Annotated in this window: 16 protein-coding genes; 9 read left to right on the top strand and 7 right to left on the bottom strand. The window is 63.2% G+C overall.

The features are described 5' to 3' along the window. Positions 1–148: 148 nt before the first annotated feature. The 5 genes from Q1L59_RS01950 to Q1L59_RS01930 are packed head-to-tail and all read left to right on the top strand — an operon-like array spanning position 149 to position 3,865. Positions 149–670, top strand: coding sequence for a YqgE/AlgH family protein (locus Q1L59_RS01950; RefSeq protein WP_300327615.1), 522 nt, complete (start codon positions 149–151; stop codon positions 668–670). After that, positions 663–1,160, top strand: coding sequence for a Holliday junction resolvase RuvX (gene ruvX / locus Q1L59_RS01945; protein WP_300327609.1), 498 nt, complete (start codon positions 663–665; stop codon positions 1,158–1,160). The genes Q1L59_RS01950 and ruvX overlap by 8 nt, the downstream gene beginning before the upstream one ends. Then, the gene (pyrR, locus tag Q1L59_RS01940) at positions 1,147–1,653 is read left to right on the top strand and encodes a bifunctional pyr operon transcriptional regulator/uracil phosphoribosyltransferase PyrR (protein WP_300327608.1); all 507 of its coding nucleotides are present in this window, start codon (positions 1,147–1,149) and stop codon (positions 1,651–1,653) included. The genes ruvX and pyrR overlap by 14 nt, the downstream gene beginning before the upstream one ends. Then, positions 1,646–2,605 (top strand): aspartate carbamoyltransferase catalytic subunit, encoded by a 960-nt coding sequence (locus Q1L59_RS01935; RefSeq protein WP_300327607.1) that lies wholly within the window; start codon positions 1,646–1,648, stop codon positions 2,603–2,605. Before pyrR ends, Q1L59_RS01935 begins: the two co-directional genes overlap by 8 nt. 3 nt (positions 2,606–2,608) lie before the next feature. Beyond that, positions 2,609–3,865, top strand: coding sequence for a dihydroorotase (locus Q1L59_RS01930; RefSeq protein ID WP_300327606.1), 1,257 nt, complete (start codon positions 2,609–2,611; stop codon positions 3,863–3,865). Between the two features lie 23 nt (positions 3,866–3,888). Here Q1L59_RS01930 and Q1L59_RS01925 read toward each other — a convergent pair whose 3' ends face one another. The 4 genes from Q1L59_RS01925 to Q1L59_RS01910 are packed head-to-tail and all read right to left on the bottom strand — an operon-like array spanning position 3,889 to position 6,223. Continuing rightward, on the bottom strand, positions 3,889–4,179 hold the full coding sequence (locus Q1L59_RS01925) for a DUF167 domain-containing protein (protein ID WP_300327605.1): 291 nt from the start codon (positions 4,177–4,179) through the stop codon (positions 3,889–3,891). Positions 4,180–4,182: 3 nt separating this feature from the next. Next, positions 4,183–4,722, bottom strand: coding sequence for a YggT family protein (locus Q1L59_RS01920; protein WP_300327604.1), 540 nt, complete (start codon positions 4,720–4,722; stop codon positions 4,183–4,185). Further along, positions 4,719–5,537 (bottom strand): pyrroline-5-carboxylate reductase, encoded by an 819-nt coding sequence (gene proC, locus Q1L59_RS01915; protein ID WP_300327603.1) that lies wholly within the window; start codon positions 5,535–5,537, stop codon positions 4,719–4,721. The genes Q1L59_RS01920 and proC overlap by 4 nt, the downstream gene beginning before the upstream one ends. Further along, positions 5,534–6,223 (bottom strand): YggS family pyridoxal phosphate-dependent enzyme, encoded by a 690-nt coding sequence (locus tag Q1L59_RS01910; protein ID WP_300327602.1) that lies wholly within the window; start codon positions 6,221–6,223, stop codon positions 5,534–5,536. The genes proC and Q1L59_RS01910 overlap by 4 nt, the downstream gene beginning before the upstream one ends. Before the next feature lie 69 nt (positions 6,224–6,292). On the opposite strand from Q1L59_RS01910, the gene Q1L59_RS01905 reads away from it, so the two are divergent. Then, entirely contained in the window at positions 6,293–7,339 is a 1,047-nt protein-coding gene (locus Q1L59_RS01905) for a type IV pilus twitching motility protein PilT (protein ID WP_300327601.1), read from the top strand. 26 nt (positions 7,340–7,365) lie between these two features. Beyond that, positions 7,366–8,502, top strand: a complete 1,137-nt coding sequence (locus tag Q1L59_RS01900; RefSeq protein WP_300327600.1) for a PilT/PilU family type 4a pilus ATPase — start codon at positions 7,366–7,368, stop codon at positions 8,500–8,502. Positions 8,503–8,644: 142 nt separating this feature from the next. Here the strand turns inward: Q1L59_RS01900 and Q1L59_RS01895 are convergent, their stop codons facing one another. From Q1L59_RS01895 to Q1L59_RS01885, 3 genes are read right to left on the bottom strand one after another with little or no spacing between them, the layout of a single operon-like run. Beyond that, positions 8,645–9,820, bottom strand: a complete 1,176-nt coding sequence (locus Q1L59_RS01895; protein WP_300327614.1) for a THUMP domain-containing protein — start codon at positions 9,818–9,820, stop codon at positions 8,645–8,647. A gap of 20 nt (positions 9,821–9,840) precedes the next feature. Further along, complete coding sequence (locus tag Q1L59_RS01890; protein WP_300327599.1) at positions 9,841–10,257, bottom strand: CopD family protein; 417 nt, start codon at positions 10,255–10,257, stop codon at positions 9,841–9,843. After that, on the bottom strand, positions 10,245–11,156 hold the full coding sequence (locus tag Q1L59_RS01885) for an SDR family oxidoreductase (RefSeq protein WP_300327598.1): 912 nt from the start codon (positions 11,154–11,156) through the stop codon (positions 10,245–10,247). Before Q1L59_RS01885 ends, Q1L59_RS01890 begins: the two co-directional genes overlap by 13 nt. Positions 11,157–11,195: 39 nt before the next feature. On the opposite strand from Q1L59_RS01885, the gene Q1L59_RS01880 reads away from it, so the two are divergent. Beyond that, positions 11,196–12,269: a CDP-6-deoxy-delta-3,4-glucoseen reductase gene (locus tag Q1L59_RS01880; RefSeq protein ID WP_300327597.1), complete on the top strand. Its 1,074-nt coding sequence runs from the start codon at positions 11,196–11,198 to the stop codon at positions 12,267–12,269. After that, entirely contained in the window at positions 12,262–13,437 is a 1,176-nt protein-coding gene (locus tag Q1L59_RS01875; protein ID WP_300327596.1) for an HDOD domain-containing protein, read from the top strand. The genes Q1L59_RS01880 and Q1L59_RS01875 overlap by 8 nt, the downstream gene beginning before the upstream one ends. The last annotated feature ends 8 nt before the right edge of the window (positions 13,438–13,445 follow it).

Below are 13,445 nucleotides of genomic sequence, written 5' to 3'. Positions count from 1 at the left end.
TCGCCGCCCTCCTCGACGAACTCACCCAGCAGGAATTCCCACATCCGGAAACCGGAGCCAGAATGACCTTTGCGCTGGTCTAACGTGCCATCCGGGTTTCCTTCGAGATCCGGAAATCTGCAATTTTACCGATCATTTTCTCATCGCCATGCCGGCGATGGCCGATCCGTACTTTGCCAGAACGCTGGTCTATGTCGCCGAGCACAATGCGCGCGGCGCTTTGGGCGTCATCGTCAACCGCCCGCTCGACATGAGTCTGGGCACACTGCTCGAGCGGATCGACGTTCATCTCGACGCGCCTGAGGTGGCCAAGCTGCATGTCCTCTTCGGCGGTCCGGTGCAGACCGATCGTGGCTTCGTGCTCCACCGGCCGGTCGGCCAGTGGCAGTCGACGTTGGCAATCAATTCCGAAGTTGGCCTGACCAGTTCGCGCGACGTTCTACTCGCGGTGGCGCGCGACGGCCAGCCGCGCGACCTGCTGGTGACGCTTGGCTACGCGGGCTGGTCGGCCGGTCAGCTCGAACACGAGGTTGCGCAGAACGCGTGGTTGACCGTACCCGCCGATCAGCGCGTCCTTTTCGAATTGCCTTTCGAAGAGCGCCTCGCTTCGGCGATGGAGCTGCTCGGCGTCAACCCGACAAATCTTGCCGACGAAGCCGGTCATGCCTGAAGCACACGGGCAAAAGGCAAGTGGAACGGTGCTCGCCTTCGACTTCGGCGAGCGCCGAATCGGTGTCGCCGTCGGCGAATGGCTATTGCGCCGGGCCTATCCGCTGACTGTGATCGAACAGCGTAGCGACGCGCAAGGTCTGGCCAGGATTGCCGCTCTGATCGACGAATGGCAACCGGTCAGCCTGGTCGTCGGTCGGCCCGTCGCGCTCGATGGTTCAGCACACGCGCTGACCGCACGCTGCGAACGTTTTGCCCGCCGACTGCGCGAGCGTTTTCGCTTGACCGTCGCTCTTGCCGAAGAGCGCCTTTCCTCGTGTGAAGCCCAGGAAAGGCTGCGCGAGGTCGGGCATAATGCGCGTCAGGCCAAGAAGCATATCGATAGCCTTGCCGCCCAGATCATCCTGCAGAATCACTTCGACGGCGTCGCCGAACGCGTCGCCAGCGATCACTCCCAACTTCATGGATGCGAGACCCATGTCCCGTCTTGAACTCCCGGACGCCGAGACGCAGTGCGCCGAACTTGCCGATCTGATTCGTCCCCGGCTGCATCCGGACAGCGTTCTCGTCGGTATTCACAGTGGTGGGGTCTGGGTTGCCCAGCGCCTGCGCGAGTTGCTCGGACTGAGCAGCGAGATTGGTCTGATCGACGTTTCCTTCTACCGCGATGATTACGGCGAGAAGGGGCTGCACGCACGCGTCAGACCCAGTTCAATTCCTTTCGATGTCGAGGGCCGCCCGCTGATTCTGGTCGACGATGTTCTGTACACCGGGCGGACCACGCGTGCGGCGATCAACGCACTGTTCGATTATGGGCGCCCGGCCCGCATACAGCTCGCCGTGCTGGCCGATCGCGGCCGGCGGGAGTTGCCGGTCTGTGCTGATTTCTGTCCCTGGCGCGTCGAGCTGGAGCCGTCGCTGGAACTGATTCTCTCAGCGGGTGACGACGATCGCCTGCAGTGGACGGTTGCGCAAGATGCATAACCCGCAACTCAACGCGAACGGCGAACTGACCCACCTGCTATCGATCGAAGGTCTGCCGCGCGAGGTGATCGTCCATATTCTTGATACCGCGTCGAGTTTTCTCAAGGTCTCGGCTCGCGAGGTCAAGAAGGTGCCGTTGCTGCGTGGCAAGAGCGTCTTCAACCTGTTCTTCGAGAACTCGACGCGTACCCGGACGACCTTTGAAATCGCCGCCAAGCGGCTGTCAGCCGATGTCATCAATCTTGATGTGACGCGCTCGTCGACCGCCAAAGGCGAGACGCTGCTGGATACCGTCGACAACCTGGTCGCCATGCACGCCGACATGTTTGTCGTCCGTCACGCCGCCAGTGGCGCGCCGCATCTGATCGCCGACCACCTGCGCCGTTTGCAGCGCAGCGATGTGCATGTCGTCAATGCCGGTGACGGACGCCATGCGCATCCGACGCAGGGCTTGCTCGACATGTATACCATCCGCCACTACAAGCGCGATTTCAGCCAGTTGGTCGTCGCCATCGTGGGCGACATTCTGCATTCGCGGGTGGCTCGCTCGGACATCCATGCGTTGACCACGCTGGGCGTTGCCGAGGTGCGGGCGGTGGGGCCGCAGACCCTGTTGCCGGCCTGCGTCGAAAGCATGGGCGTGCGCGTCTTCAACGATCTGCGTCTTGGCTTGCGCGACTGTGATGTGGTGATCATGCTGCGCCTGCAAAACGAGCGCATGAGCGGAACCTTGCTGCCCTCGGCACGGGAATACTTTCGTTGCTACGGACTGACCCCGGCAATGCTCGAACTCGCCAAGCCGGAGGCCATCGTGATGCACCCGGGGCCGATGAACCGCGGCGTCGAGATCGACTCCGACGTTGCAGATGGACCGCAAGCGGTCATCCTGCCGCAGGTGACCTACGGTATTGCCGTGCGCATGGCGGTGATGAGCATAATCGCAGGAAACTGAACGGTGAGCGCAAAGAAGCTGCACATACGAAACGGCCGCCTGGTCGACCCGGCGCATGGCCTGGACCGGATCGCCGACCTGTTCATTGCCGATCGACGCATCGTCGGGGTCGGTCAGGCGCCGGCGGATTACTCGGCCGATCAGTCTATCGATGCGGCCGGCTTGGTCGTATGTCCGGGCTTGGTCGATCTCTCGGCCAGGCTGGGCGGAATCGAGCCCGAACTCGCTGCGGCGGTCGCCGGTGGCGTCACCTCGCTCGCGTGTCCGCCCGACACCAAACCACCGCTCGACGAACCGGGCCTGGTCGAACGCCTCGTCCGACGCAGCGAAACCCATGCTCTGGCACGCGTTTTTCCGGTTGGTGCGCTGACGCAGGAACTCGCCGGGCAGAAGCTGGCCGAGATGCACGGCCTGTCGAATGCCGGGTGCATTGCTTTCTCGCAGGCCAGGCGGCCGATCGTCAACACCATGTTGCTGCTGCGCGCGATGCAGTATGCGGCCACCTTTGGTTACGCGGTTCGTTTGCGTCCGCAGGACGACTTTCTTGCCGGTGAAGGCGTCGCACACGACGGTGAGGTCGCCTCGCGCCTTGGCCTGACCGGAATTCCGGTCTGCGCCGAGACCGTCGCGGTGGGCACTGCGCTGGAGTTGGCGGCGCAGACCGGAGTTCGCCTGCATCTTTCGCGCCTCTCGTCGGCGGCCGGCATGGCTCTGGTTCGTCAGGCCAGGGACAACGGAATGTCGGTGACCTGCGATGTGTCGGCGCATCATCTGCACCTGTCGGAAGCCGATATTGGCTATTTCGATACGAACGCCCGGCTCGATCCACCGCTGCGCTCGCTGACCGATCGTCAGGCGCTGCGCGCGGCTGCCCAGGAGGGACTGGCGGTGGTTTGTTCCGATCACACGCCGATCGACGCCGACGGCAAGCAATTGCCTTTTGCTGAAGCCTTGCCCGGCGTCACCGCGCTCGAACTGCTGCTTCCCCTGACGCTCCTCTGGGCGGCGCAGGATGAACTCCCGCTGACCCTTGCCCTTGCCCGGGTGACCTGTGATCCCGCGTCGATTCTCGGTATCGACGCGGGCGCGCTGCGGGTCGGTAGTCGGGCCGACGTTTGCCTGTTCGATCCCGCCGAAAGGTGGCAGGTTACCGCCGCAAGTCTGCGCAGCCAGGGCAAGAACACGCCCTTCCTGGGGCGCGAGGTGCAGGGACGGGTACGCATGACGCTGGTTGACGGGCGCGTCGTCTTCACCGCCTGAGTGTTGTCGGGGGCGCCGCCTGATCAGCCGGCGAGCAGGCGTGCCTCGCTATCGTCCGGCGCGCCGACGACGCTCAACAGTTTGCGTCGCGACGTGTGGCCGCTGCTCACTGCGACAGCCGATCCAGCAACGCCGAGCCGCCGTGCAATGAAGTCGCACAGGGCGGCGTTTGCCCGTCCATCGACCGGCGGCGCGGTCAGTCGGACCTTGAGTGCATCACCATAGGTTCCAGCCACCTCGTTCCTCTTCGCTGCGGGTTGCACGTGCACGCGGATGACGAGCAGGCCGCCGCTGCGCCGGGCCCAATCGACCACCGGCTAGACGAAAAGCAGAACCAGTTGCGCCAGCACGATGGCGATCAACGGTGACAGGTCGACCGCGCCTATCGGCGGCACCAGGCGCTGGATCGGGCGCAGGACGGGTTGGGTAAACTGCGCCAGCGGCTGGCTCAGCGGCGAGTAAGGGTTCACCCACGAGAGCACCGCCTGGACGAGCAGCGCGCCGATGAAAAGGTAGAGGCTCAGTCGCACCGTCGCCAGAACGCCTCGCCAAAGCGCGAAGAGCAACAGGTCGGCGTCGGCGGATAGCGGCCAGGGACTGCGTAACGACAGGAGGACAAAAGCAAAGGCAACCTGCAATAGACACGCCGGAAGCAGGCTGGCCAGATCGAGCCCCCAGAAGCCCGGCAGCAGCCTGCGCAAGGGTCTGACCAGCCAATTTGTCAGTTCGACGACGAAGGTTCCCAGCCGATTGTTGAACGAAACCCGAAAGGCCTGCATGAAGAAGCGAAGGAGGAGGGCAAAGCTGAAGAAGCTGGCCAGCACATCGAGCAGGAACAACAGCGCCTGAACGATCATCGGGCATCCTGTCCCAACAGTTCGCCGAGTTCGCGGCCCCTGGCGTTGGCTGCGAGGACGCCGGCGATGAAGCCTTCCTTGACGCCGCGCTCATCCATCCGGCGTAGCGCGGCCTCGGTCGTTCCCCCTTTGGAGGTGACGCGTTCGCGCAACACGCTGGCTGCTTCATCCGACTGGGCGGCCAGCTTGGCGGCTCCGAGCACGGTTTCAATCGACAGTTGACGGGCCTGGGCGGGGGTCAGGCCAAGTTCCTTGGCCGCCTGCTGCAAAGCTTCGATAAAGAGGAACACGTACGCCGGCCCGCTGCCCGAGACCGCCGTCACTGCATCCATCTGCGATTCATCGGCGATCCACAGGGTGCTGCCAACGGCCTGCAGAATTCGTTCGGCACCCAGGCGCTCGGCCATCGAGACCGCTGGCATGGCGCACAGGCCGGTGATTCCTGAGCCGATCAGTGCCGGTGTATTGGGCATTGCGCGCACGATCTTGCCATAGTCGCCCAGCCAGCGCGAGAGGTCGCCGAGTCGCAAGCCGGCGGCGACGCTGATTACCAGTTGCTGTCTCAGATGACCGATCAAGGGCGTACACGCCTCGCGCATCTGTTGCGGCTTGACTGAGAGCAGCACCGCATCACAGTCGAGCGCCGCGGCGGTTGGCGTCTCGTAGCAGCGTACCCCGTATACCAGGCGAAGCTTTGCCCGTCCTTGGGCGCCAAGTTCGATGACGGCGATGTCGGTGGCGGAAAAGCCTGTCTTCACCAGCCCACCGATCAGAGCGTTGGCCATGTTGCCGCCGCCCAGGAAAGTGATTTTCATGCTGTGGTTCTCTCGCCAAAAATTGCTGTGCCGATGCGGACCAGGGTTGCCCCTTCGGCAACTGCTGCTTCGAGGTCATCCGACATGCCCATCGAAAGCGTATCAAACTGCAGGCCGGCGGCCTGCATCTGCTCGGCCAGCTCGCGCAGCTCGCGAAAGGCGTGCCGCTGTTCGAGAAACTCCGTGCTCGGGCGTGGAATGGTCATCAGGCCGCGCAGGCGCAGCCTGGGCAGCGCGGCAATCGCCTGCGCCAACGGCAGCGCTGCGGCCGGCGCAACGCCGCTTTTGCTCGCCTCGCCGCTGACATTGACCTGCAAGCAGACTGACAGCGGTGGCAGACTGGGCGGCCGTTGGGCCGAGAGACGCTCGGCGATCGGCAAGCGATCAAGCGAATGCACCCAGGCAAAATTCTCCGCCACCAAGCGCGTCTTGTTGGCCTGCAGCGACCCAATGAAATGCCAGTCGAGGGCCAGCGGTGCCAGTTCGCGGGCTTTCGCGACGCCCTCCTGGACATGGTTCTCGCCAAATGAAAGTTGCCCGGCGGCAGCCACGGCGCGGACGCAATCGGCCGAGCGCATCTTGCTCACGGCAAGCAGGCGAACCTCCTCCGGCTGGCGTCCGAATTGCCGCGCAGCAGCGGCAACTCGCGCGAGAACGGCTTGCAGCTTGGCGGGAAGTGTGGTCATAATCGGGCGTTGCGCAGATTAGTCGAAGTATAGCACTGCCCCCCTGCAACCGCCCGAGGACCGAACCGGATGGACATCACCGAACTGCTCGCCTTCAGTGTCAAGAACAAGGCGTCTGACTTGCATTTGTCGTCGGGTTTGCCGCCCATGATCCGGGTCAATGGCGACGTGCGCCGGATCAATCTGCCGGCGATGGAGCACAAGGATGTGCACTCGATGGTGTATGACATCATGAGCGACGCGCAGCGCAAGCACTACGAGGATAGTCTGGAGTGCGACTTCTCGTTCGAGATTCCGAATCTGGCGCGTTTCCGCGTCAACGCCTTCGTCCAGAATCGCGGTGCCGGTGCGGTCTTCCGAACCATTCCGTCGAAGGTGCTGACCCTCGAAGAACTTAATTGTCCACGCATTTTCAAGGACATTTCAGAGTATCCACGGGGCATCGTGCTGGTCACCGGACCGACCGGTTCGGGCAAGTCGACCACCCTGGCGGCGATGGTCAACCACGTGAACGAGACGGCTTATGGCCACATTCTGACTGTCGAGGATCCGATCGAATTCGTGCACCAGCCAAAGAAGTGCCTGATCAACCAGCGCGAAGTGGGTCCGCACACGATGTCCTTCCAGAATGCGCTCAGGTCTGCTCTGCGCGAAGACCCGGACGTCATCCTGGTGGGCGAAATGCGCGATCTGGAGACGATACGCCTGGCGCTGACGGGTGCGGAAACTGGCCACCTTGTCTTCGGTACGCTGCACACCTCGAGTGCAGCCAAGACGATCGACCGGATCATCGACGTATTTCCCGCGGCCGAGAAGGAGATGGTCCGCGCGATGCTCTCCGAGTCGTTGCGCGCAGTCATCGCGCAGACGCTGCTGAAGACGAAGGATGGCCAGGGGCGTGTCGCAGCGCACGAGATTCTGATCGGCACGCCGGCGATTCGCAATCTCATTCGCGAGAACAAGGTCGCACAGATGTACTCGGCGTTGCAGACAGGACAGCAGTTCGGCATGCAGACACTCGACCAGAGCCTGACCGAATTGGTCAAGCGAAACCTGGTGTCTACGGCTGAGGCGCGTAGCAAGGCAGCCAACAAGGACGCTTTCTACGGCGCCTGAAGCCCGGTGCAGACGGGGGAGACGGAATGGAGCACGATCAGGCACTGAAATTCATGCACGAGCTTCTGCGCTTGATGATGCAGAAGAACGGGTCTGACCTTTTCATCACCGCGCACTTTCCACCGGCGATCAAGATCGACGGCAAGGTGTTGCCGGTTTCCAATCAGCCGCTCCAACCTCAGCATTCCGCCGAGCTTGCGCGTTCGATCATGAACGATCGTCAGGCGGCCGAATTCGAAGAAAAGAAGGAGTGCAATTTCGCCATATCACCGACCGGAATCGGGCGCTTTCGGGTCAATGCGCTACTCCAGCAGGGGCGGGTGGCCATCGTCTGCCGGACGATCAACATGACGATTCCCACGCTGGACGAGCTTGATTTGCCGCTCGTCCTGAAGGATATCGCGCTCACCGCGCGCGGCTTGGTGATCTTCGTTGGTGGTACCGGAACAGGCAAGACGACCTCACTGGCGGCGCTCGTCGACCACCGCAATCGAAGCACCCAGGAACACATCATCACGATCGAAGACCCGATCGAATTCGTGCACGAACACAAGAAATGCATTGTCACCCAGCGCGAAGTCGGGGTCGACACCGATTCCTGGGAAGTGGCGCTGAAGAATACGCTGCGCCAGGCGCCGAACGTCATCATGATGGGGGAGATTCGCGATCGCTCGACGATGGATTACGCCGTCGCTTTCGCGGAAACCGGGCACCTCTGCCTGGCGACGCTGCACGCCAACAGCACGAACCAGGCGATCGACCGCGTGATCAACTTCTTTCCGGAGGATCGCCGCGCGCAACTCCTGATGGACCTGTCGCTCAATCTGCGAGCGATCATTTCGCAGCGGCTCCTGCCCAAGAAGGATGGCAAGGGGCGCGTCCCGGCAGTCGAGATCATGCTCAATTCGCCGTTGATCTCCGATCTGATCTTCAAGGGGCAGGTGCACGAAATCAAGGAAGTGATGAAGCGCTCGCGCGAACTCGGCATGCAGACCTTCGATCAGGCGCTGTTCGATCTGCACGAAGCGGGTCAGATCACCTATGCCGACGCGCTGCGCAACGCCGATTCGTTGAACGACCTGCGCCTGCAGATCAAACTGCACGGCAAGGAATCGAAGGACCGGGATCTGACCGCCGGTATCGGCCACCTGGACATCGTCTGAAATACCTGCGACTCCAGGTCGTCGCCGCAACACCGGTGCGCCACGCTTGGCATGGTCCAGCCAGGGCCGCCGCGCTGCCTGTGTCTGGCGCGTAGCGACGCGCCGCCGCTGTCAGCCGCCATTTCGGCCGATCAGGCTGGGTCTAGCCGGTCGTCGGCTGGGCAGTACCGGTGAGCGGGCGGCGGTTGCTCCCGGCGACCATTCTGAACTCGTACAGACGGCATTCGAGCGGCCCGTTGAAGAGCGGGGTCTTGCGGCTGGGGGTCAGGCGGACGAGTCGCGGCAAGCGCGTGTCGGGGCTGACAAAGAAGCACGTCCAGCCGACAAACCGGCGCTTCAGCGCGCTGCCCAGACGAGCGTAGAATTCCGCTGCTTCCTCGTTGGTGTGAACGCGTTCGCCGTACGGCGGATTGGCGATCATGATGCCTTGCGCCGCCGGTGCTTCGCGTTCGAGCAGGTTGCTGACTGCCAGCGTGACGGCGGGCAGCAGGCCGGCGCGATCAAGATTGGCCAGGGTGGCGCGCACTGCTGCTGGCGAAAGATCGCTAGCGAAGATCGCTGTCGCGCCGGCCACCTGCTGTTCCGCGCGCGCCGCGTCAGCAAGCTTCTGCCAAACTTCCGGGGCGAAGTGGTGCAAGCGCTGGAAGGCAAACGAGCGTCCGCTGCCGGGCGCGATGCCAAGGGCGATCTGGGCAGCTTCGAGGACAAACGTGCCGCTGCCGCACATCGGGTCGAGCAGCGTGACCCCGGGCTGCCAACCGGTAAGACGCAGAATGCCGGCCGCCAGGTTTTCTTTCAGAGGCGCGTCGACGGACTTCTGGCGGTAGCCGCGCTGATACAGCGGCGCCCCCGAGGTGTCAACATAGAGCGTGCATTCATCTTCGCCGAGAAAGGCGTGCACACGGATTCCCGGCTGACGGGTGTCGACGTCCGGGCGCCGACCCGTGTCGCGACGAAAGCGATCGCAAATCGCGTCCTTGATGCGCAGCGTGACGAAGTCGATACTCCTTAGCGGGCACTTGATCGCATTGACGTCCACCCGGATCGTCTGCTCGGCGGTGAACCACTGCGGCCAGGGGGTATCGAGGGCGAGCCGGAAGATGTCTTCCTCGCTGCGATAAGACCCGTGTGCGACGCGCCACAGGATGCGCGTGGCGATTCGCGAGTGCAGGTTGGCCCGATAGCAGGCCGTCCACTCGCCGACGAAGTGCACACCACCCGGAATCTGGTCGCCGACATGCGCCCCGGCGATCGTCAGATCCTCGCTCAGCAAGGGCTCGAGGCCGCGTGGGCAACTGGCAAAAAAGGTTTCCACGATGGTTGCTCCAGTTGGCGGAATCAGAACGGCTTGAGAACCGCAAGGTAAGTGGCTGCCAGCAGGGCGAGCACCGGCATCTCGTTGAACCAGCGAAACCAGACGTGTCCACGCCGGTTTTGCCCCAGCCGAAAGCTGTGCAGGATGCGACCACAATAGGCATGATAGGCGACCAGGAGCAAGACGAGTGCCGTCTTGGCGTGCAACCATCCGCCTGCAAAGCCGAAACCAAACCACAGCCAGAGCCCGAGGGCAATCGCCAGCACGCCAATTGGCGTCATGAAGCGATAGAGCTTGCCCGCCATCAGAAGCAGCCGCTCGCGCTCGGCGACGCTGCGCGGCTCGACCATTGCCAGGTTGACGAAAATGCGCGGTAGGTAGAACAAGCCGGCAAACCAGCTGACTACCATCCACAAGTGCAGAACCTTCACGATGAGCACTGCTGCTTCCTTTCCACCCAGGCTGCGTCAAGGCCATCGCGTACCTGTGGGTAACGCAAGGCGATGCCTAGTTCGCGCTTGATTCGCTCGTTGCTCAAGCGCCGCGATTCGCGCATGAACGAGAGCTGGACGGCCGACAAATGCTGCTCTGCTGCGCTTAGCGCGAGGCGCGGCGGGCGCGGCAAACCGAAACGGTCGGCAAGCAGATCGAAATAGTCACCCATCCTGATTTCCGAATCGTCGGTGGCATTGTACGCCCGGTTGGATCGTCCTCGACGGAGCGCGGCGCACGCCAGCATGGCCAGATCGTCGGCATGGATGTGGTTGGTGAACACGTCGTCGTCGGCACGCAAGACCGGTTTGCCCTCGGCCAGACGGGCAAGCGGAAGGCGCTCGGCGGCATAGATTCCCGGGGCGCGCAGGATGCTGACGACGACTCCACGGCGGCCAAACGCCCGCAACTGGCGCTCGGCGTCGACCCGTCGCCGGGCACGCGCGCTAATCGGCTGCACGGCACAGGTTTCGTCGATCCGCCGGCCTGCACAGTCGCCATAGACGCCGGTCGTGCTTATATACACGATTCGCTGTGGTAGACTGCGCCCACGGGCGAGGGCAGCGAGTAGCTGGCGAGTGCGCCGGTCGCCTTGTCCGAGGTGGGCGGGGTCCTCGCCGCTGGTCGGTGGAGGAGCAAGGTGAACGACAACATTGGCCAGGCCGGCGATGCGCCGCAAGCTGTCCGGCTGATCGAGGTCGGCAACCACCGGATGCGCGCCCTGCGAACGCCAGAACGAGCGCTGTGCGGCATCACGAATCAGCGCAAGAATGTGGTAGTGGCCACGGAGGCGGGGCAGCATGCGGCGGGCAATGTCGCCGCATCCGACGATCAGCAGCTTCTGCACGGTGCGATTCTTCCGGGTTCAGACATCAGCGAAAAGGCAATGGCTTATCAGGTCACTATTCAGGACAGTCAGCGTACTTTTCTTGCCGAGCCGGACGAGACCATCCTCGCCGCGGCCTTGCGGCAAGGTGTCAAGCTGCCGTACGGATGTCGCGAAGGCGCCTGCGGCACCTGCCGGGGACGCGTTCTGCTCGGTCAGGTCGAACACTGCGAGGCACAATTGACGGCGCTCAGCGAGGCGGATCGGCAAGCCGGTTGGGCGCTCTTCTGCTGTGCCAGAGCCTGTAGCAATCTCAGCATAGAGTGTCGCGAAGCCGCTGCCGGCAATGATACTCCGATCCGCACCCTGCCGGCACGCATCGTCAGGCTGACCCGCGCTGCTCCCGACGTCATGCTCGTCGACCTGAAGCTTCCCAGCGGCGACCGCTTGGAGTTTCGCGCCGGTCAGTACATCGACATCCTGCTCGGCGAAGGCAGGCGGCGCGCTTTCTCACTGGCCAATTCGCCGCAGACCGACGGCTGCCTGCAACTGCACGTGCGCCATGTCGTCGGCGGGCGCTTTACCGATCGTCTCTTCGGGCAGATGAAAGAGCGCGACATTCTTCGTCTGCGCGGCCCTTTCGGCAGCTTCTTCCTGCGCGATGCGCCCGACAAACCAGCCGTTCTGGTCGCCGGAGGAACCGGCTTTGCGCCGATCAAGGCCATTGTCGAGCAGGCGATCGCCGAGGGTAATGCACGCGCCCTGCACGTCTATTGGGGTGCCCGCCAGCGCGTCGATCTCTACCTGCTTGAACTCGCTGAGCGGTGGGCACGCCAGCATGCGAATGTCCGCTTCGTCCCGGTTCTTTCCGACTCACCGAAAGGCGAGTGCTGGCGTGGCCGCACGGGTCTGGTTCATGCAGCGGTGATGGCGGACTGGCCGCAGCTTGGCGGCTGTCAGGTCTATGTTTGCGGCTCGCCGGCGATGGTTGCCGCTAGTCGCAGGGATTTTCTGGCCCACTGCGGTTTGCCGGAAGAAGAGTTCTTCGCCGATTCATTCGACTTTGCGGCCGATACACTTGAGGCAATTGGCGCCTCCGATGATGCTGAGGAAAGAGTAGAAGACCATGCGTGAAGTTTTCCTGTCGCACCAATCGATGGTCAATCGTCAGAGCAGGATCATTGCAACGCGGCTCGTGCTGAATCTTCCCGAGGCGGGGAGCATGGCGGATGCGGTGGGTGCGCTCAACGCGCTTGCCAGCGTCTGGCCAGCCGGCGACAAGCCGCTTTTCGTCAGTTGTGGCAAGGCGAACTGCACGGCTGAGTTGCTCGACTGGTCGCCGCCGAGGAACGCGGTGATCGAGATCCCGGCCGCCAGCCTGGTTGGCGAGCGCGGTTCTGCCTTGCTCGGCGCGCTGCAGGTTTGGCAACCCAGTATCTGTCTCCAGTTTGATCCGGCCGCCGTCCAGGCGCTCTCAGCCGCCGTTCAGTTTCGCTTCATCGGTTTCGATGCGCAGCAGTTCAGCCTGTCGCAGTTGAAGATGCTGGGCGCGCGGACGCGGGCGCTGGGCATCGGCATTGCTTTCAATGTCGAGAACAGCGAGGATTTCCACGCCTGCCTGGACGCTGGGCTGAGTGCCGCGTGTGGCTGGTTCTTCACGAAGGCGATTAATCCGTCGACCAAGACGCTCACTCCCGGACAAGCGAACATCGTGCGCGTGCTCAATCTTGTCCGCAAGAATGCCGAAATCCGCGAGATTGAAACCATCCTGCGCCAGGACGTGGCGATCTCCTACAAGCTGTTACGCTATATCAACTCGGCAGGTTTTGGCCTGTCGTGCGAAATTCAATCGTTCCGCCATGCGGTGAGCATCCTCGGTTATGACAAGCTGAACCGCTGGCTGTCGCTGCTGCTGGCTACGGCCAGCAAGGATCCGATGGCCACCGCGCTGACGCACACGGCCTTGTGGCGTGCGCGTCTGCTCGAACTGCTGGCGCAGGGTCTGGTCGACCGCTCGGAGTATGACAACCTGTTCATTACCGGTGCCTTCTCCCTGCTCGACGTCCTGCTCGGCGTCGGCATGGAGCGGGTTCTTGAAACCATGCGCCTGCCCGATGTCATTTGCGACGCGCTGCTTGGCAACGGCGGTCGCTATGGCCCGTTTCTCGACCTGGCGCTGGCCAGCGAGCGTGCCGATGGCGCGGGTATGGCCGAACAGGCGGCGATGCTCGGGCTGCGCGCGGAAACCGTCAATCGCGCGCAACTGCAGGCTTTGGCGTTTGCCGAGTCGATGGAGTTCTAGGCGCGCGG

This window comes from Accumulibacter sp., assembly GCF_029255125.1.
Classification (GTDB): domain Bacteria; phylum Pseudomonadota; class Gammaproteobacteria; order Burkholderiales; family Rhodocyclaceae; genus Accumulibacter.
Note: the sequence above shows the minus strand (reverse complement) of the source record. Positions and strands in the feature narration are given on the sequence as shown.

What these genes read in the sequence shown, in the direction of transcription:
- Q1L59_RS01905 (WP_300327601.1), top strand. Translation starts at nt 6,293, where the DNA reads ATGGACATCACCGAACTGCTCGCCTTCAGTGTCAAGAACAAGGCGTCT.
- Q1L59_RS01880 (WP_300327597.1), top strand. Translation starts at nt 11,196, where the DNA reads ATGGCTTATCAGGTCACTATTCAGGACAGTCAGCGTACTTTTCTTGCC.
- Q1L59_RS01935 (WP_300327607.1), top strand. Translation starts at nt 1,646, where the DNA reads ATGCATAACCCGCAACTCAACGCGAACGGCGAACTGACCCACCTGCTA.
- Q1L59_RS01910 (WP_300327602.1), bottom strand. Translation starts at nt 6,223, where the DNA reads ATGACCACACTTCCCGCCAAGCTGCAAGCCGTTCTCGCGCGAGTTGCC.
- Q1L59_RS01950 (WP_300327615.1), top strand. Translation starts at nt 149, where the DNA reads ATGCCGGCGATGGCCGATCCGTACTTTGCCAGAACGCTGGTCTATGTC.
- ruvX (WP_300327609.1), top strand. Translation starts at nt 663, where the DNA reads ATGCCTGAAGCACACGGGCAAAAGGCAAGTGGAACGGTGCTCGCCTTC.
- proC (WP_300327603.1), bottom strand. Translation starts at nt 5,537, where the DNA reads ATGAAAATCACTTTCCTGGGCGGCGGCAACATGGCCAACGCTCTGATC.
- Q1L59_RS01920 (WP_300327604.1), bottom strand. Translation starts at nt 4,722, where the DNA reads ATGATCGTTCAGGCGCTGTTGTTCCTGCTCGATGTGCTGGCCAGCTTC.
- Q1L59_RS01875 (WP_300327596.1), top strand. Translation starts at nt 12,262, where the DNA reads ATGCGTGAAGTTTTCCTGTCGCACCAATCGATGGTCAATCGTCAGAGC.
- pyrR (WP_300327608.1), top strand. Translation starts at nt 1,147, where the DNA reads ATGTCCCGTCTTGAACTCCCGGACGCCGAGACGCAGTGCGCCGAACTT.
- Q1L59_RS01900 (WP_300327600.1), top strand. Translation starts at nt 7,366, where the DNA reads ATGGAGCACGATCAGGCACTGAAATTCATGCACGAGCTTCTGCGCTTG.